The sequence below is a fragment of the Ruegeria sp. E1 genome, from assembly GCF_056534225.1.
Map to the genome: position 1 here is coordinate 204,794 of NZ_JBQFPE010000006.1, position 21,248 is coordinate 226,041.

19 protein-coding genes are annotated in these 21,248 nt (G+C 60.1%); 10 read left to right on the forward strand and 9 right to left on the reverse strand.

Annotated elements, in window-relative coordinates:
• The first annotated feature begins 138 nt into the window (after positions 1-138).
• Entirely contained in the window at positions 139-651 is a 513-nt protein-coding gene (locus ACR0FG_RS09705; protein WP_480892445.1) for a thioesterase family protein, read from the forward strand.
• Here the strand turns inward: ACR0FG_RS09705 and ACR0FG_RS09710 are convergent.
• The 3 genes from ACR0FG_RS09710 to ACR0FG_RS09720 form a co-directional block, all read right to left on the reverse strand.
• Complete coding sequence (locus ACR0FG_RS09710) at positions 648-4,736, reverse strand: translocation/assembly module TamB domain-containing protein (RefSeq protein WP_480892448.1); 4,089 nt, start codon at positions 4,734-4,736, stop codon at positions 648-650. The genes ACR0FG_RS09705 and ACR0FG_RS09710 overlap by 4 nt on opposite strands.
• Positions 4,736-6,541 (reverse strand): autotransporter assembly complex protein TamA, encoded by a 1,806-nt coding sequence (locus ACR0FG_RS09715; RefSeq protein ID WP_480892451.1) that lies wholly within the window; start codon positions 6,539-6,541, stop codon positions 4,736-4,738. Before ACR0FG_RS09715 ends, ACR0FG_RS09710 begins: the two co-directional genes overlap by 1 nt.
• Positions 6,542-6,697: 156 nt before the next feature.
• On the reverse strand, positions 6,698-7,921 hold the full coding sequence (locus tag ACR0FG_RS09720) for a urate hydroxylase PuuD (RefSeq protein WP_480892453.1): 1,224 nt from the start codon (positions 7,919-7,921) through the stop codon (positions 6,698-6,700).
• 96 nt (positions 7,922-8,017) lie between these two features.
• Between ACR0FG_RS09720 and ACR0FG_RS09725 the strand changes: the two genes are divergently transcribed.
• Positions 8,018-8,932, forward strand: coding sequence for a LysR family transcriptional regulator (locus ACR0FG_RS09725; protein WP_480892456.1), 915 nt, complete (start codon positions 8,018-8,020; stop codon positions 8,930-8,932).
• Between the two features lie 4 nt (positions 8,933-8,936).
• On the opposite strand, the gene uraH is transcribed toward ACR0FG_RS09725, so the two are convergent.
• A complete protein-coding gene (uraH, locus tag ACR0FG_RS09730) occupies positions 8,937-9,293 on the reverse strand; it encodes a hydroxyisourate hydrolase (protein ID WP_480892458.1) in 357 nt (118 codons plus the stop codon).
• A 169-nt stretch (positions 9,294-9,462) separates the two neighbouring features.
• Here uraH and puuE point away from each other — a divergent pair, with 169 nt between their 5' ends.
• The 3 genes from puuE (at position 9,463) to ACR0FG_RS09745 (ending at position 12,855) form a co-directional block, all read left to right on the forward strand.
• A complete protein-coding gene (puuE, locus tag ACR0FG_RS09735; RefSeq protein WP_480892461.1) occupies positions 9,463-10,881 on the forward strand; it encodes an allantoinase PuuE in 1,419 nt (472 codons plus the stop codon).
• A complete protein-coding gene (locus ACR0FG_RS09740; protein WP_480892463.1) occupies positions 10,878-11,366 on the forward strand; it encodes an ureidoglycolate lyase in 489 nt (162 codons plus the stop codon). Before puuE ends, ACR0FG_RS09740 begins: the two co-directional genes overlap by 4 nt.
• Positions 11,367-11,427: 61 nt before the next feature.
• Positions 11,428-12,855 carry a nucleobase:cation symporter-2 family protein gene (locus ACR0FG_RS09745; RefSeq protein ID WP_480892466.1) on the forward strand — a complete coding sequence of 476 codons (1,428 nt, stop codon included), beginning with the start codon at positions 11,428-11,430 and terminating at the stop codon, positions 12,853-12,855.
• A gap of 34 nt (positions 12,856-12,889) precedes the next feature.
• On the opposite strand, the gene ACR0FG_RS09750 is transcribed toward ACR0FG_RS09745, so the two are convergent.
• The 3 genes from ACR0FG_RS09750 to ACR0FG_RS09760 form a co-directional block, all read right to left on the reverse strand.
• Positions 12,890-13,879, reverse strand: a complete 990-nt coding sequence (locus ACR0FG_RS09750) for a type I glyceraldehyde-3-phosphate dehydrogenase (protein ID WP_480892470.1) — start codon at positions 13,877-13,879, stop codon at positions 12,890-12,892.
• Between the two features lie 54 nt (positions 13,880-13,933).
• Positions 13,934-14,257: a hypothetical protein gene (locus ACR0FG_RS09755; protein WP_480892473.1), complete on the reverse strand. Its 324-nt coding sequence runs from the start codon at positions 14,255-14,257 to the stop codon at positions 13,934-13,936.
• Between the two features lie 71 nt (positions 14,258-14,328).
• Positions 14,329-15,162, reverse strand: a complete 834-nt coding sequence (locus tag ACR0FG_RS09760) for a bifunctional allantoicase/(S)-ureidoglycine aminohydrolase (protein WP_480892475.1) — start codon at positions 15,160-15,162, stop codon at positions 14,329-14,331.
• A gap of 176 nt (positions 15,163-15,338) precedes the next feature.
• On the opposite strand from ACR0FG_RS09760, the gene ACR0FG_RS09765 reads away from it, so the two are divergent.
• Entirely contained in the window at positions 15,339-15,695 is a 357-nt protein-coding gene (locus tag ACR0FG_RS09765) for a hypothetical protein (protein WP_480892478.1), read from the forward strand.
• A gap of 15 nt (positions 15,696-15,710) precedes the next feature.
• Here ACR0FG_RS09765 and ACR0FG_RS09770 read toward each other — a convergent pair whose 3' ends face one another.
• Complete coding sequence (locus tag ACR0FG_RS09770; protein ID WP_480892479.1) at positions 15,711-16,646, reverse strand: 2-hydroxyacid dehydrogenase; 936 nt, start codon at positions 16,644-16,646, stop codon at positions 15,711-15,713.
• 124 nt (positions 16,647-16,770) lie between these two features.
• Here ACR0FG_RS09770 and ACR0FG_RS09775 point away from each other — a divergent pair, with 124 nt between their 5' ends.
• From ACR0FG_RS09775 to ACR0FG_RS09790, 4 genes are all read left to right on the forward strand, one after another.
• Positions 16,771-18,006, forward strand: a complete 1,236-nt coding sequence (locus ACR0FG_RS09775) for an acyl-CoA dehydrogenase family protein (RefSeq protein WP_480892482.1) — start codon at positions 16,771-16,773, stop codon at positions 18,004-18,006.
• Between the two features lie 10 nt (positions 18,007-18,016).
• Entirely contained in the window at positions 18,017-18,817 is an 801-nt protein-coding gene (locus ACR0FG_RS09780; RefSeq protein WP_170713024.1) for a thioesterase family protein, read from the forward strand.
• A 74-nt stretch (positions 18,818-18,891) separates the two neighbouring features.
• Positions 18,892-19,539 carry a DUF1007 family protein gene (locus ACR0FG_RS09785; RefSeq protein WP_480892484.1) on the forward strand — a complete coding sequence of 216 codons (648 nt, stop codon included), beginning with the start codon at positions 18,892-18,894 and terminating at the stop codon, positions 19,537-19,539.
• Positions 19,524-20,447 carry a nickel/cobalt transporter gene (locus ACR0FG_RS09790; protein WP_480892487.1) on the forward strand — a complete coding sequence of 308 codons (924 nt, stop codon included), beginning with the start codon at positions 19,524-19,526 and terminating at the stop codon, positions 20,445-20,447. The genes ACR0FG_RS09785 and ACR0FG_RS09790 overlap by 16 nt, the downstream gene beginning before the upstream one ends.
• Here the strand turns inward: ACR0FG_RS09790 and truA are convergent.
• Positions 20,444-21,211 (reverse strand): tRNA pseudouridine(38-40) synthase TruA, encoded by a 768-nt coding sequence (gene truA, locus ACR0FG_RS09795; protein ID WP_480892490.1) that lies wholly within the window; start codon positions 21,209-21,211, stop codon positions 20,444-20,446. The two genes, ACR0FG_RS09790 and truA, sit on opposite strands and share 4 nt — an antisense overlap.
• Positions 21,212-21,248: the final 37 nt, after the last annotated feature.

Consider the following 21,248-nt stretch of genomic DNA (forward strand, 5'->3'; position numbering starts at 1 on the left):
CGGGAACCTTGGTCTGTGATAAGAGTCACACTTAGCATGGCATTTTTGAGGCGGGTGGCTGTTCTTTTGTCTTGATGGTTTGGAAATTGCAGGTGTTAGTTGGCGTCATAGGCGCTTGATAATCGGAGAAGTGATCACATGCCCGACAGTCCTTTGGCCGGTTATGACGGCCCCTATCCGGCACCGGTTGAGGTCAGGGGGTTCACCGTTGATCCAGAGTGGATCGATTACAATGGCCATATGAACGTGGGCTATTACGGCGTTGCCTTCGACAACGCGTTAGAGATGGTGATGGTCGAACATCTGGGGCTGGGCGCGCCGCAGGTTCAGGCCGACGGGCAGGGCCCCTATATTATCCAATCCAGCCAGAGCTTCCTGCGCGAGATTGTCGCTGATATGCCGTTCTATTTCCGCTTTCGCCTGCTGGATGCCGACCATAAACGCGGCCACTATTTTGCGCAGATGATCTCAGAGCAGGACGACATGGTCTGCGCGACACAAGAGGCGCTGTTCATGAATGTCAGCCACGCAACCGGTCGCTCGGTTAACTATCCGGATTGGGCCGTCGCGCGATTGTCGCGGATGGTGGCGGATCACAAAGACCTTGAGGCGGTGCCTCAGATCGGCCAGCAGATCGGCATCCGGCGTTAATAGTCACGTTCAAAAAAGATACCGACGCCGGTTTCACCGCGCCCATCCACGGTGCCGCGCACGGTGAAGCTGTCGGTGACATCAAGGTTCAGGTTCACCTCGGTGTTGCCTTCGGTATTGACGGTGAAATCGGTATAGAGATTGTCGCTCAGATAGGCTCCGGCACCCAGTTGACCGGTTCCGCCTTCCGAGGCACCAACGTCGATTGTGTCTAGCCCGGTCGCCTCGCGTACGCCTTTGGTGGCATCCCCACCTGCGCCGCTGAGCTGCGCCAGCGAGGCGGCCATCTGGGCGATGACAAAGGGAGACAGTTCGGAAAAGCGATTGCCGAACAACAACATGGCCAGCGCCTCTTCGGTTGGGCGTTCGGGGTCCGAAAACACGTCGACCTGCGGCGAATCCAGCGGACCGGCGATTTCGATGGTCGCAGTGCCGTCGGACGTGCTGCTTGAGGATTCGAACTCGATATAAGGCGTCAGGTCGCCCTGCAGCGAGACCAGACCCTTGGTCAACGCCAGACGGCGGCCAAGTATGTCGATGTTGCCGCGGATCAGCTCGATCTGACCCGAAGGGACAATCGACGCGGTGGTCCCGCCAATATTGATGCGCCCACCCAGTTCGGCGTTCACACCGCGCCCGCGCACGAATACGGCCTTGGGGGCCAACAGGCTGACATCCAGCGCAATGCGCGAGTTGCTTTTGGTGGTTTCTTCCTTGGCCACCAACTGCGCGCGTTCCCGGGTGACATAGCTGGCGTTGCTTTCGTTGACGTGTTCAATGTCCGGGATCGGGGCTGCGCCAACCGCACCCGAGGCGGCGGCCAGATTGATGTTCGTTTCACCAAAGTTGATCTGCCCTGCGACGGAACTGTTGCCCGCGAGTGAGCCGGCCATGACGATTTGGCCGTTCAGCGTTGTCTCGTACAGCAGCTTGTCGGTCAGAACCAGATTGTTGATCGATGTAGTGATCTGGGCGTTGAAAGGCGGTGCCAGATCAACCGGACCGTTGACTGTGAACCCGCCGCCCGCGCGCATTCCGCCCTGAAGCGCAATCGTGGCGCGGCTTTGTCCAAGGGTGATTGTGCCGCCGATGCCGGTGATGGTTTGGCCGATGTTGGGCAAGGCCATAGCGGTTCCGGATGTCGAGACCGTGCCGCTGAGCGATTGCAGTGCGGGTGGGCCCTTAAGCGCCAGATCGAAGCTTGCGGTGCCCTCGATCGTATTGGGTGAGATAAATCGGTTGGCGATCCCGATATTGACGCCACCCTGCATTTTCAGATCGGCCTGACCACTGGATTCGTCGAATGTTCCGGCAACCGTGCTGTTGATCTGTGCCGGGCCTTCGGCCTTGGCATCAATGGTCCAGACACCGGCATTGCGGCGAGCTTTGCCATTGGCCGAGATTGTCCCCGGAAATTCGGGGGCGAAGCGTTCGACCTTGTTCAGGCGCGCCTCGAAATCCAGATCGGCGGCACCATCGGTGGTCACGGTCCCGTCGAGCGCGGCATAAGAGCTGTCGGGGCCTTGCAGCCTTACGTTGCCTTCCAACCCCGACCCGGTCGGCGCGACGTTGCCGTTCAGCGTTAGCGGGCCGCTGAGCGTGGGGGAAATACGGCCCAGATTGTCCAGCGCGGCCTCAAAATCCAGCCCGCCCTGCGTCCGGTCCAGCGCGCCTGAGGCACTGGCGGTCAGGGCCGTCCCGTTCAGGCGGAATGTGCGGATGTTCAGCCCCTGATCATCGTTCACGGCATCAACGTTCAGCGTCGTACGCCCTTGCGTCAGCGCGTCGATAGTGTCGATCCCGGTCGCGATATCGTTGGCTGTTACGTTGCCCTGAACGTCAAATGTCTTGTCCGCCAGATCGCCGCTGCCGGTGACATCCGCGCGGATGGACCCGCCAAGATCGCGCTGTGCGAGGCCCGAGAACAGCGATAGATCGGGCACGTTCAGCTTGGCCTGACCGTCGGCAGACACATCGCCGGTTGGATCATTGATCGTTGCTGCGACCTCGGCCGACAAAGCGGCACCGTTCACGGTCGCCTTGCGGATAACGATCTGATCGCCCGAACGGGATCCGTCCAGATCGATTGTGGTTTTGCCGGTCAGCAGCGGGTCAATCTCGGCCATGCCGGTCCGGATGTTGTTACCCACGACATTTGCGGTGCCGTCGAATTCCAGCGTCTGTACCGTACCCGTTCCATCCATTTGTGCCTGCAGTGATCCGCTGAGGTCGCGTTGGGCAAGGCCCGAAAATACTGACAGATCGGTGGCATTCACATTGGCCTGGCCGTCTATCGTCAGGTTGCCGCCGGGGGTTGTCACCACGCCGCTCGCCTCGGCGGTCAGGGCCTGCGATGAAATGGTGAATTCCCGCACCGAAATCCCGTCCGCGCCGCGTTTGGCGTCCAGAACGATGTCGGTTTCCCCGGCGATGACCGGATCGATATCGTTGCGCCCCGTGGACAGGTCGCGCCCGCTGACCGTCACCCGGCCATCAAAGCTTTGTTCCAGAGGTGAGCCGCTGCCCTCGACCCGGATCGAGGCGTTTCCGCCCAAATCCAGCTTGGCCACGTCGGAAAACCGCGATAGATCGTCGGCCAGCAGGGCTGCGGATCCGTCGATGTTCAGGCCGGTTTCCAGCCCGCTGATAACCGCGTCAACCTCAAGCGAATAATCGCTGCCGACGACTTCGAACCCTGAAAGCTCTACTGCCTTGTCGCTGCCATAGGCGAACTGCCCGTCCAGTGTGATGCGATCCCCCACGGCGGTGTTGAGCGCAGGAGCAGACATGTCGATGCCATCAAGTGCTGCCTGCAGGTCGCCATCCAGCGACAGACCGTTGCTTTGATCCAGTGTGCCTTGCCCGATGATCTGTGCGCGGCCCAGATCAAGCTGCGCCGCCTTGATGTCGTCTGCGGTCAGGCTGAGATCCCACAGATTGCCGTTCTTAACGTCATACAAGGCAGAAAGCTGTGCCGCACCGATCGAGGTCTCGCCGCCACTGACGGGCAGCACCACGCTGTCGCCCTCGGGCGGGGTGATGCGACCCTGAACCGCCACCAGTTGCAAGGCACCGCCAGCCGCAAGGCTCAATTGGCTTTCCAGTTTCAGGGCCTGCGACGTGATCTCGATGCTCGAGATATCCAGCGCGCCGTCGGAATGGGTGCGTCCGTCCACGAACAGTTTTGTCTCGGTGCCAAAGAACGTGTCCATATCCTCGGCCAGAAACGGCGTCAGATCGCCGCCCAGATCAGCGGTAAAGGCGATGCCGCCATCCGCACTGGCCGCCGCCGTCGGGGCCGAGCGCAGGCGGACCTGACCCGTCACGCGAAGTTGTTCGTCGCTGCTGAGCCCGATATCGGCGGTGAAATCCGTAACCGGGCCTGCGCCTTTGGCAGTCAGCCCTATCGGAGGGCTGTCGGGGATTTTCAGGGCGGTTGCGATCAACCCGCCCGACGCCTCGGCCACGGTCAGGTCCAGATTGATCTCGCGGCTGGAGTTTTCAAAGCCGGCGATCAGGTCCACCGTGTCGCCTGCACGGTCTGTTCGGTCGATGTCCAGCGTGGTGTCCAGCGCCCCGTCTGCAAGCGACAGATTGCCATTCACGGTCAGGTCCGCAGCCACGCCGATCAACGGTTCGCCCAGCGACAGATCGTCGATGCGCAGCTCTCCAATCTCGATCGAAACTGGCAGTTCCGGCAGTTGAAAGGGCTTTGTTTCAGCCGAGGGCGGCGGGGCCTCTTTCGTTGTGGTGCCCGGTGCGCGGGCGATGTCGATCTCTTGCGCGGTCAGGGTGTTGACGGAAAAGCGCCCGCGCAGCAAAGCCAGCCGGTTCCAGTCAAGCTCGGCCCCTTTGATGGTCAGCCAGACGCCTTCGTCATCAGCAACCGTGATCTCGCGGATCGTGGCGCGGGAACTCAGCGCGCCTTCCAACCCGATGACCCGCACGTTCTGATCGTCGCCCGACAGCGTGTCCTGCAGGAACCGTTCGATCATGCTGCCGCCGTCTTCGTCCTGTGCCGACGCAGGCAGCGGTGCGGTGAAGGCCACCGACCCAAGCAAAAGGGGATATGCAACACGACGCATCAAAAGGCTTGTCCGATCCCAAGATAGAATTGCAGCCCGCTGCCGGTGTCGCCCTGAACAGGCAAGGCCAGATCAAAGCGCAGCGGGCCAAAGCCCCCCAGATCGTATCGAACCCCGATACCCGCGCCAGAGTGAAACTCGGCATCCGTACCGACAAAGGCCGACGAATCGACCGCGCCATAGTCGTAGAATCCGACCAGCGAAATCGCTTCTGTCACCTTGCCTCGAATTTCACCGGAGAATCCCAGGAAGGATTTGCCGCCCGCCACGCCGCCGGCGACCGGAATGCCAAGGCTTTCAAATGGCTGGCCGCGCACTGTGCCTGCACCGCCTGAGAAAAACAGGAAATCCGGCGTGACCCCATCGGCAGACGGGCCAAAGACCGAACCGACCTGCACCCGACCAGCCAGCACCAGCCGTCCGCCTGTTCCCAGACTGGTATAGGCGCGGCCATCGAAGAACAGGCGCATACCCGAGTCGGTGCCCGATAGCCCGGCAAAGGGCATCGCCTGCGCATCCAGATAGAACCCGCGCGTGGCGCTGACCTTGCTGTCGCGTTCGTCCCACTCGGACCGGAAGGGCAGGATGAAATACCGGAATCTGCGATCAAAGCCATAGGCATCGTCGGCGCTCGACCACTGAAACCCGGCCGAGGCTTCGGCGTAGAGCCGGTCGGAAAATGTACGGCGGGCACCATACGCCAGCGAGGCGATGGTGACGTTGTAATTCTCGGTATTGCGTCGCTCGATCAGAGCGTTCCAGAATGTGTTGTCGTCTGGGCCCAGACGGTCGGGCTGATCCAGACGCAGGCCGAACCGGCCATCCAGTTCCTCGGCACCGCCAATATTGCGCAACGCAAATTCAAAGCGCAGGCGTTCCGCGCGCCGGAAGACGTTGCGATGGGTCCAGGTGGCGGTCAGGTCCACCCCATCGCGCGAGGCGATCTCGGCCCCGAAGGTGATGCGGCGCGGGGGCAAGTCCTCGAATGTGGCGTCGAAATCCAGTGTGCCGTCCGGGTTGGGTGTCTCGCGCTCTTTGATCGATACCGTGGCGAAGGTGCCTGTGCGGCGCAGACGGGTGCCGACTTTTTGCACCTGCGCAGGCGAATAGACCTCGCCCGAGGGAAAGCCTGCAATCTTCTCGATGGACCTGTGCTGCACATTTGTGTTGCCCTTGATGAACATCCTGCCGAATGTCAGCCGGGGTCCGGGGGCCAGTTCGATATCGGAATCCAGTCGCGCCTGCGCGTGGCGGGCGATGACCTTTTGATCTTCGACCCCGGCCTTGGCGTGGCCTGCATCCCGCCATGCCTGAACCCCGTCCGATGCCGCCTGTTGAATCGCGCCGGTGGTGGCGCGTTTGCCGGTGGCATATTCCTCGGGCAGTTCGGTTCCCGGTGTCAGGGGCTGCACAATGGCAGTACCAAATGTATAGGTTGGGCCCGGCTTGACCGAGATCACGGCGCGCCTGAATTGCTGCGGGGCTTCAAGCGAGTTGATATCGGCTGCTTCTTGCCCATCCAGCTTGATGCTGACGACAGGGGCAAAATACCCTTCGTCATACATGATCTGCACGATGGTGCGATAGTCAGACAGCGCCGCTGACAGGATTTCCAGCGAGGTGTCCAGCCCCCGGGATTCGGCGGTGAAAACGGATGAGGTCTCTTCGAGGCGATCAACCAGATCTTTCGACGCGCCGGGAGCAGACAGGCTGATTTCAAGGGCGGAAGCGAAGTTGGGGGCCAAAGCGGTCAGAGCGCTCAACAGCCAGCACCTCAGAACGCGTCGCGGTCTGCTCCCAGTCATCATTTGCCTCAACTGCCCCAAGCTGAAATCATTATGGCCGCGAAAATTCGGATCATGCGACCTGTTGAATGTATCTTAGAGCATCTGAGTGCAATCAGGGAAAGGTTTTATGTCAGGTCACGCTGGAAATGCGTCGGACGACCGGGGTTTGGCCAGTCAGAGACCGGCATTGCGGAACCAGCGGATGATCGCATCGCGATCTTCGGGTTCCATGTAGGTTACGTTTGCAGGCGGCATTGCGTGGGTTACGCCTGCCTGCAGGTATATCTGTTGCGCATTGCGGGCGATATCGGCTTCGGTTTCCAGCAAAACGCCCTTTGGTGCCCACAGGATGCCCTCCCACACCGGTTCGCGCGCGTGGCACATGGAACAGCGGCCAAGCACGATGTCATGGGCCTGTTCGAACCCGTCGGCGGCGGCAAAGCGTTGTTCATAGGGCGTAAGCGGCTGCGCCTCGGCCTCTTCGACTGGTTTGTACATCGGCGCGGTCGACAGCCACATGATGGCAATGAACAGCAGCGCAGTCACGAGCCAGGTCCATGTCGGGTTGCCTGCACGGGCATGGCGAGTGTTGAAATAGTGCCGGATCGTGACACCCATCAGGAACACAAGCGCGGCGATGATCCAGTTGTATTCCGTCGCGAAGGCCAGCGGATAGTGGTTCGACAGCATCAGGAACACGACCGGCAGCGTCAGATAATTGTTATGGGTTGATCGCAGCTTGGCGATTTTGCCGTATTTCGGGTCCGGCGTGCGCCCATTCTTGAGATCATCTACCACTATGCGCTGGTTCGGCATGATGATGAAGAACACATTCGCCGTCATGATCGTGGCCGTGAACGCCCCCAGATGCAGCATCATCGCGCGCCCGGTGAACACCTGACTATACCCCCAGCCCATGACCACCAGCAGCACAAACAGCAGCACCATCAGCAGGGTTGGACGCTCGCCCAGACCGGATTTGCACAGGTAGTCATAGATAAGCCAGCCAATTGTCAATGACGCGGCCGAGATCAGAATGCCTTGCCATAGGGCCAGATCAGCCTTTTCGGCATCGATCAGGTATAGCTCACCTCCCACCCAATAGACGATCATCAGCAACCCGGCCCCGCTGAGCCAGGTGGCGTAGCTTTCCCATTTGAACCACACCAGATGGTCAGGCATCCGTTCGGGCGCGACCAGATATTTCTGGATGTGATAAAAGCCGCCGCCATGCACCTGCCATTCTTCGCCATCCGCAGGGCCGGGGATGTCGCGGTTCAGGCCTAAGTCCAGCGCGATGAAATAGAAAGAAGATCCGATCCAGGCGATGGCGGTGATGACGTGCAGCCAGCGCACGGCAAAGGCCATCCAGTCCCAGAACACGGCGAAGTCGTACATGAGAAAGGTCTCCGATAGCGTCGCCCCAGACTAGGCAAACGCGCTTTTATTCGGTATTCCCGTATATTGCCAAACTGTATCAAAAAAAACGATAAGATGTCCTATCTCGACAACATTCGCACCTTCGTCAGGGTTTACGATCTGGGCAGCATGTCTGCTGCGGGGCGTGATCTAAGGATTTCTCCGGCGGTTACTTCGGCCCGGATTTCACAGATCGAGGATCATCTGGGCGTCAGGTTGTTTCAGCGCACCACGCGCAATCTGACCCCGACCGAGCAGGGCCGAGCCTTCTATCCCGGTGCGGTTGCCGTTCTGGATGCGGTGGACGAAGCAGAGGCGCAGGTCACGCACCTGACCGAAGCCCCGCGCGGATCGTTGTTCGTGGCAGCTCCGCTTGGGGTTGGGCGTCGGTTGCTTGCACCACATGTGCCTGATTTTCTAGCGGAATATCCTGAGATCGACGTTCGGTTGCGGCTGACGGATCGATCGGTCGATCTGACGACCGAGGGCCTTGATCTGGCGTTCTTCATCGGTCAGCCCGAGGACAGCACCTTGCGCATTCGCAAGATCGCGGATTGTCAGCGGATTCTGTGCGCCGCGCCAGACTACGTGAAGCGTCGCGGTATGCCGCAATCAGGCAGCGATCTGATTGCGGACAAGCACGAGTGCCTGAACCTTCGCTATCCCGGTGCGACCGAGTTCCAGTGGCTGCTGGACACGCCCGACGGTGCCAAACGGTTTGCCGTGACCGGGCGGTTTGAGTGCGATGACGGAGATGTGCTGACAGATTGGGCGCTGTCCGGTCAGGGTATCGCCATGAAGCCCGTGTTCGAAGTCGCCGACCACCTGAAAGCGGGGCGACTAATCGCAGTGGCGCAGGATACGCCGCCAACCCCGGTTCAAATGGCTTGCCTTTATACGCATCGCAGGCACCAAGACCCCAAGGCGCGGCTGTTCATGGATTTCATGATTGACCGGATCGGCAAAGTGGTGCGCCAGTCCGAGGCTTGAAACCTCAGCTGCCGCGATAGGTGGAATAGCCGAAGGGCGACAGCAAAAGCGGCACGTGGTAGTGGGCCTGCGGGTCTGACATGCCGAACCGGATCGGCACCTGATCCAGAAACATAGGATCCTCGGCCGACTGATCGGTTGCGCGCAGGTAATCTCCGGCAAAGAAAACCAACTCATAAGTTCCCGTTTCAAAATCGTCTTGCGGCAGGATCGGGCTGTTGGTCCGCCCGTCCGAATTGGTCTCTGTCTCGGCAAGCTTGTGGCGCGCGTCTTCGGACACACGGTAGAGCACGATTTTCAGCCCTTCGGCAGGGCACCCTCGTGCAGTGTCCAGAACATGGGTCGTTAGATAGCCTGCCACGTGGGGTCTCCTTTGGGTGTCTTGTTGGGTTTGTCACAGTGTGCGGCGAATCCCAAAACCATGGAAATGCCGAAAGAAATGGAAACAGCGTTCGGATTGATTTGATAATCCTGCCCCGATTTCTGCGATAAAGCTAATGTGAAGATCAAAAACAAAATCGGAAAACACCATGCAGCCCCCTCGTTATCCCCGCGACATGATCGGATACGGAGCGAACCCTCCGAACGCGCAATGGCCGGGTGGTGCGAAGCTGGCCGTACAAATCGTGCTGAACTATGAAGAGGGCGGCGAAAACTGCACCCTTCATGGGGATGCCGCATCCGAGGCGTTTCTGTCCGAGATTGTGGGCGCGGCGCAATGGCCTGGGCAGCGCCATTGGAACATGGAATCGATCTATGAATACGGCGCGCGCGCCGGGTTCTGGCGCTTGCATCGATTGATGCAGGGCCTGCCGATCACCGTCTATGGCGTCGCCAGCGCGTTGGCGCGGTCGCCGGATCAGGTGGCGGCAATGAAATCTGCCGGGTGGGAAATCGCCAGCCACGGTCTGAAATGGGTCGAACACAAGGACATGGCCGAAGACGAAGAACGCGCGCAGATTGCCGAGGCAATCCGCCTGCACACCGAGGTTGTCGGTGAACGCCCCTATGGCTGGTACACCGGGCGCTGTTCCGAGAACACCGTGCGTTTGGTGGCGGAAGAGGGCGGCTTTGACTATGTGGCCGACACCTATGCCGACGATCTGCCCTATTGGGTGCGGCTGGACGGGCGGGATCAGTTGATCGTGCCTTATACGCTGGATTGCAACGATATGCGGTTTGCTACGCCGCAGGGGTTCAACTCGGGCGATCAGTTCTTTGCCTATCTCAAGGACAGTTTCGATGCACTTTATGAAGAAGGTGAAGCAGGCGCGCCCAAGATGCTGTCGATCGGGTTGCATTGCCGCCTGATCGGACGCCCCGGACGGGTGGTGGCGCTGAAACGGTTTCTGGACTACGCAAGCGGGTTTTCCGATGTCTGGTTCGCGACACGGCAACAGATCGCGCAGCACTGGGCCGAACGTCATCCGCCACACGCAGCACCGAAGCCGTCCGAAATGGATCAATCGGAATTCGTCGCGACCTATGGCGGTATCTTCGAGCATTCGGCCTGGATAGCCGAGCGTGCCTATGATCTGGAGCTTGGCCCGGCCCATGACACTGCCGGAGGGTTGCACAACGCGCTCACCCGCATGTTCCGGTCGGCCAGTGACGAGGAACGTTTGGGCGTTCTGACCGCACACCCGGATCTGGCTGGCAAGCTGGCGCAGGCCAAGCGATTGACGCAAGAAAGCACGTCCGAGCAGGCCTCGGCCGGGCTGGATGCGTTGACGGATGAGGAACGCGCAACGTTCACCGATTTGAACGCGCAATATACTGAAAAGTTTGGATTTCCGTTTATCATCGCGGTGCGGGATCATGACAAAGCCTCGATCCTGAGCGCATTCCAGCGTCGCATCGGCCATGATCGCGAAACGGAATTTGCCGAGGCGTGCCGCCAGGTTGAACGCATCGCTGAATTCCGCCTGCGGGACATATTGCCGTCATGAGCCGTAAGATCGTGATCGAACCGATCTCGGCTGAGGTGTTCGCGCCATTCGGTGATCTGATCGATGCCTCCGGTGATCCAGACAAGATCATCAATCAGGGGCAATGTGGTCGGTTTCATGACCGCGCGGCGCTTGATTTTTCCGATGGCCGCGCCGGGATCAGCGTCTTCAACGCCAATCCGCGATCCCTGCCATACACGCTGGACATGGTCGAGCGGCATCCCGATGGCAGTCAGGCTTTTATCCCGATGACCCATCAACCCTTTCTGGTTGTTGTCGCACCGGATGAGGGCGACAAGCCCGGTCAGCCTCGCGCTTTCGTCGCGCAACCGGGGCAGATGGTGAACTACCATCGCGGCATGTGGCACGGCGTTTTGACCCCTTTGCACGGCCCCGGCCTGTTTGCCGTGATCGACCGCATCGGCGACGGCTCCAATCTTGAGGAATACTGGTTTGACGCACCCTACGAGGTGGTCGAACCGTAAAACCGAAGCCGCCGGAGAAGCGGTAAGACCCCCATCAGATCTTACGGAGGACACTGAGATCATGGCTGAAACTTCGATAGGGACGCCCGAACAGCTTCGGGATCCGAACTACACTCCTGCCTTGCACAAGGCGATACCGTTGGGCATTCAGCATGTGCTTGCGATGTTCGTGTCGAATGTGACGCCTGCGATCATCGTTGCTGGTGCTGCCGGGTTTGGGTTCGGGTCGAACTCACCCGATTTTCCGCAGCTTTTGTATCTGATCCAGATGTCTATGCTGTTTGCGGGACTGGCGACGTTGCTACAGACGGTGACAATCGGCCCTGTCGGGGCGGCGCTGCCGATTGTGCAGGGCACCAGCTTTGCGTTCCTGCCGATCATGATCCCGCTGGTTGCAGGTAAGGGGGTGGATGCACTGGGCGCGCTATTCTGCGGTGTGCTTGTGGGCGGGTTGTTTCACGCATGTCTCGGCCTCTTCATCGGAAAAATCCGCTTTGCCCTGCCGCCTTTGGTGACTGGTCTTGTTGTGACGATGATCGGTCTGGCGCTGGTCAAGGTCGGCATTCAATATGCCGCCGGAGGGGTACCGGCCATCGGGACGCCCGAATATGGCTCGCTTCTGAACTGGTCCGCCGCGCTGGTTGTGGTGGTTGTGACGCTGGGGCTGAAATTCTTCACACGCGGTATGCTGTCGGTTTCCGCCGTTCTGGTCGGGCTGGCAGTGGGCTATGTCTATGCGCTGATGATCGGGATGGTCACGTTCGAGGCGATTGGCACCAGTTGGAACCGCGCCGCAGCCTTTGCGCTGCCCGTTCCATTCAAATACGGGTTTGAATTCTCGGCGGCTGCGATCATCGGCTTTTGCCTCATGTCCTTTGTGTCGGCGGTTGAGACCGTGGGCGACGTTTCAGGCATCACCAAGGGCGGCGCGGGGCGCGAGGCGACGGATAAAGAGATCGCAGGCGCGACCTATGCCGACGGTGTAGGCACCGCCGTCGCAGGTCTCTTTGGCGGGTTTCCGAACACGTCGTTCAGCCAGAATGTCGGTCTGATCGCCATGACCGGCGTGATGAGCCGTCATGTGGTGACCTGTGGTGCGCTGTTCCTGATCCTGTGCGGGCTGGTGCCGAAGGTGGGCGCGATCATCCGCACCATTCCCATCGAAGTGCTGGGCGGTGGTGTGATCGTGATGTTCGGCATGGTTGTGGCCGCCGGTATCTCGATGCTGTCGGACGTGAACTGGAACCGCCGCAATATGGTGATCTTTGCAATCTCGCTGTCCATCGGGTTGGGGCTGCAACTGGAACCCGGCGCGGTTCAGCACCTGCCGGATACGTTGCGCATCCTGATGACCAGCGGATTGCTTCCCGCTGCGCTGATCGCAATTGTTCTGAACCTGGTCCTGCCTGAAGAACTGGCGGCGGAATCGACCGAAGAGGTCTCGGGCGGCATGGCAGGGCATGGCTCGGGCAGTTTGCCAGGCGAATAAATCATTCCCCGCAGCGCCCGACGGTGCTGCGGGTTCAACCCTTGTTCGTCATGAGCCTGGCGACATCCAGCATACGTGCGGAAAATCCCCATTCATTGTCGTACCAGCCAAAGACGCGCACCTGGTGGTCGCCGACCACGCGGGTTTCCGGGCCAGCGATGATCAGCGACTCGGGGCGGGCACGCAGGTCGGATGAGACCAGCGGCATATCGGTCCAACCAAGAACAGGCGAGGCATCGATGGCCTGCCGAAAAGCGGTATCGAACTGCTGAGCATCCATCGCCCGATCCAGCGTGACCATCAGATCAACTGCCGAGACACTGGCCGTAGGCACCCGCACCGCCGCGCCCGAAATGCGCCCTGCAAGATACGGCAGAACCACATCGATCAGATGCGTTGCGCTCGAGGTTGTAGGCACCATCGACATGGCCCCGGCGCGGGACCGGGCCAGATCGCCGCGCGGCGCGTCGACCATGGGCTGGCTGTTGGTGTAGCAGTGGATCGTCGTCATGTGACCCGCCGCAATACCGCCGATCTCGTCCAGAACCTTGACCAGTGGAGCAAGCCCGTTTGTGGTGCAGGAGGCGTTGGACACGATACGCGCAGCGCCAAGATCGCCTTCGTTTGCACCCAGAACCACGGTTACTTCGGCGGCGGGCGAAGGGCCAGAGATCAGAACCTTTCCGGCCCCGGCACTTAACCCGCGCCGCGCGACGTCAGAGGTTCGGGCGATGCCGGTGCAATCCAGCAGAACGTCAACGCCGCTAAGATCGACATTTGCCAGATCGGCGCTGTGGGTCATCGCAATCTCGCGCCCGTCGACAACCAGCATATCGTTTCGGCCCGCAACCTCTCCGGCGTAGGGGCCGAACGTGCTGTCGTATTTGAACAGATAGGCGCAGGTGTCCAGCGGTGCGATATCGTTGATCAGCACCAGTTCGATATCGCTGTCCTGAGGCAGCGCCAGAACCTGTCTTAGAATCGTGCGGCCAATGCGACCGAATCCATTGATTGCGAGTTTCATACGCAAGCTATGGCAGGCCGATCAGGCGACCTCAACGAAAGTATTGTACCAATTTCAGCCGCAGCTGACCTGCGAAAAGAACTGGCCCGAGATGTTCTGATACATGCTGGTATAGATCGGTTTGCACCCGGTTGCCTTTTGGATCGCAGCCATGGCCTGAATCGTGCGCAGGCGTGGTGGAGGGCCAAACGGGTTCAGATTGTTGTTGTCGCGGGTGGCGCGATAGATGACCGGTTCTTCGGAAACCTGTGTGACCGCCCATGTTCGGCTCATGACGAAAACGGATTTGGTTTCTTCCTTGGCTGCAACAGGTGTTGCTTCCAAAGCTGTCAGGCCAACCACTGCCGCAAGGGCCAAAATCGTTCCACGCAAAAACATCGAAATTCTCCAGTGCTGAAATTTCGACTGTATTTCAACAGATTCGGGCGATTCTGTGAACCCCTGTCAGGTCAGCGTCCGGACAGGCTCAGCGGCATGTGTCGGTTCACATCTTTATATAGCAGATAGCGGAATCGACCCGGTCCACCGGCATAGCAGGCCTGTGGGCAGAAAGCGCGCAGCCACATGTAGTCTCCGGCTTCGACCTCAACCCAATCCTGGTTCAGCCGGTAAACCGCTTTGCCTTCAAGGACATAGAGCCCATGCTCCATCACGTGAGTTTCGGCAAAGGGAATGACGCCACCGGGTTCGAAATTGACGATGTTTACATGCATGTCGTGGCGCAAATCCTGCGGATCGGTAAAGCGCGTCGTGGACCAGCGGCCTTCGGTGCCCGGCATCTCGGTCGGCGCAATGTCGCGTTCGTTGGTGATGATCGGATCGGGGGCGGCAAGGCCGGGTACGGCCTGATATGCCTTGCGCACCCAGTGGAAACGCGCAACCGCATCACCGCGATTGTGCAGGGACCAATCTGATCCCGGCGGGATATAGGCGTAGCCGCCGGTTTCCAGAACATGCTCGGTTCCGGCCAAGGTCAGGTTCACTGCGCCTTCGACAACAAACAACACGGCTTGCGCCTGTGGATCGGTTTCAGGCTTGTCGCTACCGCCGCCGGGCTGCACCTCCATAATGTATTGCGAAAACGTCTCGGCAAACCCGCTGAGAGGGCGGGACAAGACCCAAAGCCGAGTGTCTTCCCAAAATGGCAAAAAGCTGGTGACAATGTCGCGCATCGTCCCTTTCGGGATCACCGCATAGGCGTCGGTAAACATGGCGCGATCGGTCAAAAGCTGTTCCTGACCGGGATGCCCGCCGGTCGGCGCGAAGTAGTTCGGTTTTGCCATCAGAAGCCTCAGATTTGGTGGTCAAGGCACTATGCGTTTATCGCGCGGGATGTCCTAGCAGCGGTGTTGCAATAGGAACATTCGGGAAATTTTGAAGATGGCGCGGCAGGGCTTGGCCCCGGCGCGCGCGGGGTATAGTGTTGAATGCAAATCTATTTCAGTATTGCGAGGCCACAATGAAGGCTTGGATTCCCCCCGTATTGGCAACTGCAGTCGCGCTGAGCCTGAGTTGCGCTGTTCAGGCAAAGCCCCTGTCTCGGATCATATCGGAACTTGGATTGACCCCGGCTGATTTCGAAGTGCTAAGCGCGACCGCTGATGCAATGCTGGCCAGCGGCACACCCGGCACCGGGCAGGAACGTGAATGGGTCAATGCCGATTCCGGTTCAAAGGGCACAATCCGGGTTGTTGGGGTTCAGGACAATTGCGTTGATCTTCAGCACTTCGTCCGGCCCGCCGGGGCTGATCAGACACGACGTGCCACAACGCGCAGATGCCGGGACGCCGACGGCAACTGGCTGTTGGCGCCCTGACCTGATCATGCGCGGCTAGTACCCGCGCAGGCGATCGACTTCGTGCAGCAAAGGCTTGCCAGAACTTAGCCGCTGAAAGTTCTCAGCCACATCGGCCAGCGCGTCGCCCAGATGCCAGCCGGAAACATGCGGCGTAATGGTGACGCCCGGATGTGCCCATAGTGGACTTTCAGCCGGCAAGGGTTCAACGCGCGTGACGTCCAGAACCGCATGGCCCGGTGTGCCATGATCCAGCGCAGCGATCAGCGCGTCCTCGTCAATCAGTGTGCCACGCCCTGCGTTCAGCAATTGGCTGCCGGGTTTCATCGCTGCCAGCATCCGTTCTCCGAATAGCCCGACGGTTTCAGGGGTCGAGGGCAGGATCGCGCAGACATGATCGCATTCTGCCAATAGCGCGGGCAGGGCAGCGTTGCCGTGCAGACAGGTGACGCCATCAAGATCTTTGGGCGAGCGGCTCCAACCCATGACCTGAAATCCGACCGCCCGCAGCATATGCGCGGTGCGGGCTCCGATATGGCCAAGACCAAGTACACCGACCTTGGTGTCGGGGCTGAAAAGAGGCTCTTGCGGGGACCATTCAGCGCGGCTCTGAGCGGCTTGGTAAACCGCCATGTGTCGCTGTTTTCGCAGGATGTAGGCCAGGAACCACTCGGCGATCTCTTGCGCTGGCGCGTCAGGCTTCAGTCGCGCGACACGTATATGATCCGGCAGGTTGGGGTTGGCTACGATGGTTTCAACCCCGGCCCCCAGTTTTTGAACCAGTTGCAGATTGGGCAGGCGGCCCGGTTGATCGTCCCGCAGGCCAGCCACAGCCAGCATGGTGATCTCTGACGCATCCCCGACCGTATCGCCGGTTCTGACATCCGCTCCGGGTGCAAGTTTCCGGATTTCGCGGGCGATCTCATCATCGCTCATCCAATTGGTCAGGCCGGTTTCGATCAACAACGCCATTTGCATCCCCCCAAATTCAAATCACATTTTACGTCCCGTCACATGGCTGGACATGCCGACTGCAGCTAAGTCATTCTCGGACCCAAGGTAAAGCCGCGTTTGCGGCGAAAAGGAGAGATTTCTGATGATCATGTCATTCGGGTTGCGGGAAGAAAATCGCCAACTGTTGTCACGCGTGGCAGGCATGATCCGCGATGAGATCATGCCCTTAGAGCAGGAATATCAGGCCGAGATCGGCAAGGGCGACCGCTGGCAATACACGGAACGGCAGACAGAAATCCTTGAGGGTTTGAAAGACAAGGCCAAGGCTGCGGGCCTGTGGAATTTCTGGCTGACCGACAGCGACAAGGGTTTTGGCCTGAGCACGGTGGAATACGCCTATTTTGCCGAAGAGATGGGGAAAACCCCGCTGGGGGCCGAGGTATTCAACTGTTCCGCGCCCGATACGGGCAATATGGAAGTGTTCGAGCGCTACGGGTCTGACGCGATGAAGGAGCAGTGGCTGAAACCACTGCTCAATGGTGAAATCCGCTCGGCCTATTTGATGACGGAACCGGATGTGGCCTCGTCGGATGCCACCAACATTTCGATGTCCTGCGTGCGGGACGGCGACGCCTATGTTCTGAATGGCGAAAAATGGTGGGCATCAGGCGCGGGAGATCCGCGCTGCATGGTCTATATCGTCATGGTCAGAACCGGTGGGGATGAGCTGCCGAAACACAAGCGCCAGTCGATGATCGTGGTGCCCGCAAATACGCCGGGGATCGAGGTTTTGCGCCCGATGGAGGTTTATGGCCATGACGACGCGCCCCATGGTCATATGCATATCCGCTTCACCGATGTCCGGGTTCCGGCTGAAAACATCCTGCTGGGTGAGGGGCGCGGGTTCGAGATTGCGCAAGGTCGCCTTGGGCCGGGGCGGATCCACCACTGTATGCGCGCGATCGGGCAGGCCGAGGCCGCGCTGGAACAGATGTGCAAGCGATCGCTGCAACGCGAGGCGTTCGGTAAAAAGCTGGCACAGCTTGGCGCGAATTACGACATCATCGCCGAATGCCGGCTGGAGATCGAGATGGCCCGCCTGCTATGCCTCAAGGCGGCGTGGTACATGGATCAGGGCGATGCGCGGGCTGCCGCGCCGTGGATCAGCCAGGTCAAGGTCATTGCGCCCCGCGTGGCATTGAAAGTCATTGACGAAGCGGTGCAGATGTTCGGCGCGCAGGGCATCAGCCAGGACACGCCGCTGGCCTCGGCCTGGACCCATGTGCGTACCCTGCGGCTGGCCGATGGCCCTGATGCGGTGCATCGCCGTCAGGTGGCGCGGGCCGAATTGAAGAAGCACACGCAGGAAAAGGTCTGAGCAGGCGTTCATGGCAACAAACAAAGCCAAACCGGCGTTTTTTAATATCGCCGCCGATGGGTCCTTTGTCGGCAATGATCCGGCGCGGGGGCCGTGGTCGCCGGATCACTGTCACGCGGGCCCGGTCTCGGGGCTGATCGTGCGTGCGGCGGAAATCGAGGTCGGGCCAGATAAGATGCTGACCCGGCTGACAGTTGATCTGTTGCGCCCTTTGCCGCTGTCAGGACTGCGCGTCGCGGCAGAGACCACGCGCCACACCAAGACTTTGGCAACCACGCGGGTCACAGTGCACGATCTGGACGACACACTATGCGCGACGGCGACGACCATGCATATGGTGCGCAGAAATCTGGGACCGGTGCCGGATGCGTCAACCGAGCCCGTGGTGTTTGATGACGTCGTAAATGGCCCCTTCCCAATTGGTGAGATGCGCCATGATCTGCCCGGTTTCGCGCATTATGCTGATGTTCGATACCCGAAGGGCGGCAATCAGGGTGCAGGCCCGAAAACGATCTGGATGCATACGCCCGCGCTGTTGGAGGGTGAAACGCAATCTCCGATACAGGCGCTGTGCCCGTTGGCCGATTGCGGAAACGGTATTTCGTGGAACGCGCCAACGTCCGAGATGGGGTTCATGAACACCGACCTCACTGTTCAGATCCACCGCGAGCCGGTGCCGGGATGGTTCGCATCGCAGTCGATATCGCACTGGCAGCCAAACGGGATCGGCATGTCGCAATCCGTCCTCTATGACACCGAAGGTCCGGTCGGCACGGCCCTGCAAACGCTGGTTCTATTTCCGCCGCGATAGGCGGATGGGCCGGATTCCGCATCGATCGCCGGATTGGCATTGCCGCCAGATGGCAGGCAACCTATCTTCACCCCATGAGATGGCTGGCGACATTCCTGACCTGCTGTTTGCCCATCCAGGCGGCGGCGCATCCTCATGTCTTTATCGACACGGGGCTCGAATTCATTGTCGATGATGCGGGCAATCTTACGCATGTCCGTGTCACCTGGGTCTATGACGAGTTATACTCGCTGTTTCAGCTTGAAGATATGCGGCTTGATCAGGATGGCGACGGTATCCTGACCCAAGCTGAAGAGGGGTTTCTGGCCGGGTTCGACGCTCAATGGATGGAAGGCTATAACGGCGATCTGGTGGTGAAGGCAGCGGGCGAGCCGGTGCAGCTGTCGGGACCGGCCGAGGCGACAGCGACCACCGAAGACGGGCGCATCGTAACAACACATCTGCGCACGGTCGAAGGCGGGCCGGTTGCCGCACGAGCCCTGTCGGCGAAACCCTTTGATGAGACCTATTACACAGCCTATGAGGTGACGCGACCCGTCACCGTAACCGGCCCTGCAGTATGCGCGGTCGAGCGTATTGACCCCGATATCGACGGACAACTGGCACAGATGCAGGCGTTTCTGAGGACGTTGGATGCGGACTACGACCTTGAGGAAAACGATATCCCGCTGATCGGTGAGAACTTTGCCACCGAGATACGTGTTTCATGTCCCGGTACCTGATTATTCCGGTCGCGCTGGCCTGTGGCCTGTTGCTGTGGTTCTGGGGCAGCGGCGGTTTCGACAGCCTTGCGGCCTGGGCTGCCGGAGAGCAACGTGCGTTTCAGAACCAGATCGCCCGATCCCTGCGTGCCGCGCGGGCTGAGCAGCCTCAGGCCGTCGCGACGCTGTTGACGGTATGTTTTGCCTATGGGTTCTTCCATGCCATCGGGCCGGGTCACGGCAAGGTGCTGATCGGAGGCTACGGGCTGGGTCGTCGGGTTGCGTTCTGGCGTCTGTCGGCGATCAGCGTCCTGTCTAGCTTAGGGCAGGCGGTGACGGCTGTGGTTCTGGTCTATACCGGCGTTCTGGTGTTTCAGATGTCGCGCCAGTCGCTGATCGGCACGACCGAGCAGATCATGGCGCCGATCAGCTATGGGGCCATCGCGGCGATTGGATTGTGGCTGGTGTTCCGCGCCATGCGCAGTTTTGCAAAACGCCAGCGCAGCGAGGCGGCGCATCACCACCATCATCACGACCACAACCATGACCATGATCACGGTGTTTGCAGCGATTGCGGTCACAAGCACGGGCCGTCAGCGGAAGAGGTCGCCAATGTCGGAAGCCTGCGCGAGGCTTTGGTTCTGATCGCAGGGATTGCCGCACGACCCTGCACGGGCGCGCTATTTGTTCTGATCCTGACCTGGCAGATGGGTATCGCAATGGTGGGCATTGCCGGGGCTTTTGCGATGGCGCTGGGTACAGCAACCGTAACCACTCTGGTCGGGTGGACGTCGTTTGGATTGCGTGGCGGGTTGCTGGCTTCGGCCTCGGCCACGCGGTTTGCGTCGGTGCTTGCCCCGACAATCGAATTGGTTGCGGGGCTTGTGATTGCGGTGATTGCAAGCGGGTTGTTGCTTCGGGCGCTTTAGTCGAAAACCGGATCAGGATAACCAACCCGCGCAAGGTAAAGGCCCTGCGGCGGGCACACCGGCCCGCAGGCGGCGCGGTCGGCTGCCTCTAACGCATCGCGTACATCCTGCGGGGTCCATGAGCCCGCCCCAACCCGTTCCAGCGTGCCTACAAAACTGCGTACCTGATTGTGCAGGAACGACCGGGCGCGGACGTGAAAATGTATTTCGGGGCCGGAAAAGCCCTGCACCTGCTCAACCCGCAACTCATCCAGCGTTTTGACCGGGCTGGCGGCCTGACAGATCGAGGATCGGAACGTGGTAAAATCATGCCGGCCAATGAGCATATCCGCCCCGGCCTGCATCGCGTCGACATCCAGCTGGTGATTGATCTGCCAGACCTGCCCCGCGTCATGTGTGGCTGGCGCGCGGCGTATCAGGATGCGGAATAGATATTGCCTCTCAACGGCCGAGAACCGAGCGTGCCAGTCGTCGCCCACCTGCGCTGCTGCGACAATGGCAACCGGCTGCGGCTTGAGGTGATAGTTCAGCGCCTCGGACAGGCGGAACGGATCCCATTCCTTGTCCATGTCGCAATGAGCCACCTGACCCAGCGCATGAACACCTGCGTCCGTGCGTCCGGCGGCGGCAATCGTATGTGCCCCCGGTTGCAGGCGCGACAGGGCCTGTTCGATGGCACCCTGTACGGATGGCAGGTCTTTCTGCCGCTGCCATCCGGCAAACGGTTCCCCCTGGTATTCAATTTTCAATGCGTATCTGGGCATAGGCGCGCTGGTATCGCGGGACGCGCAAACGGGCAAG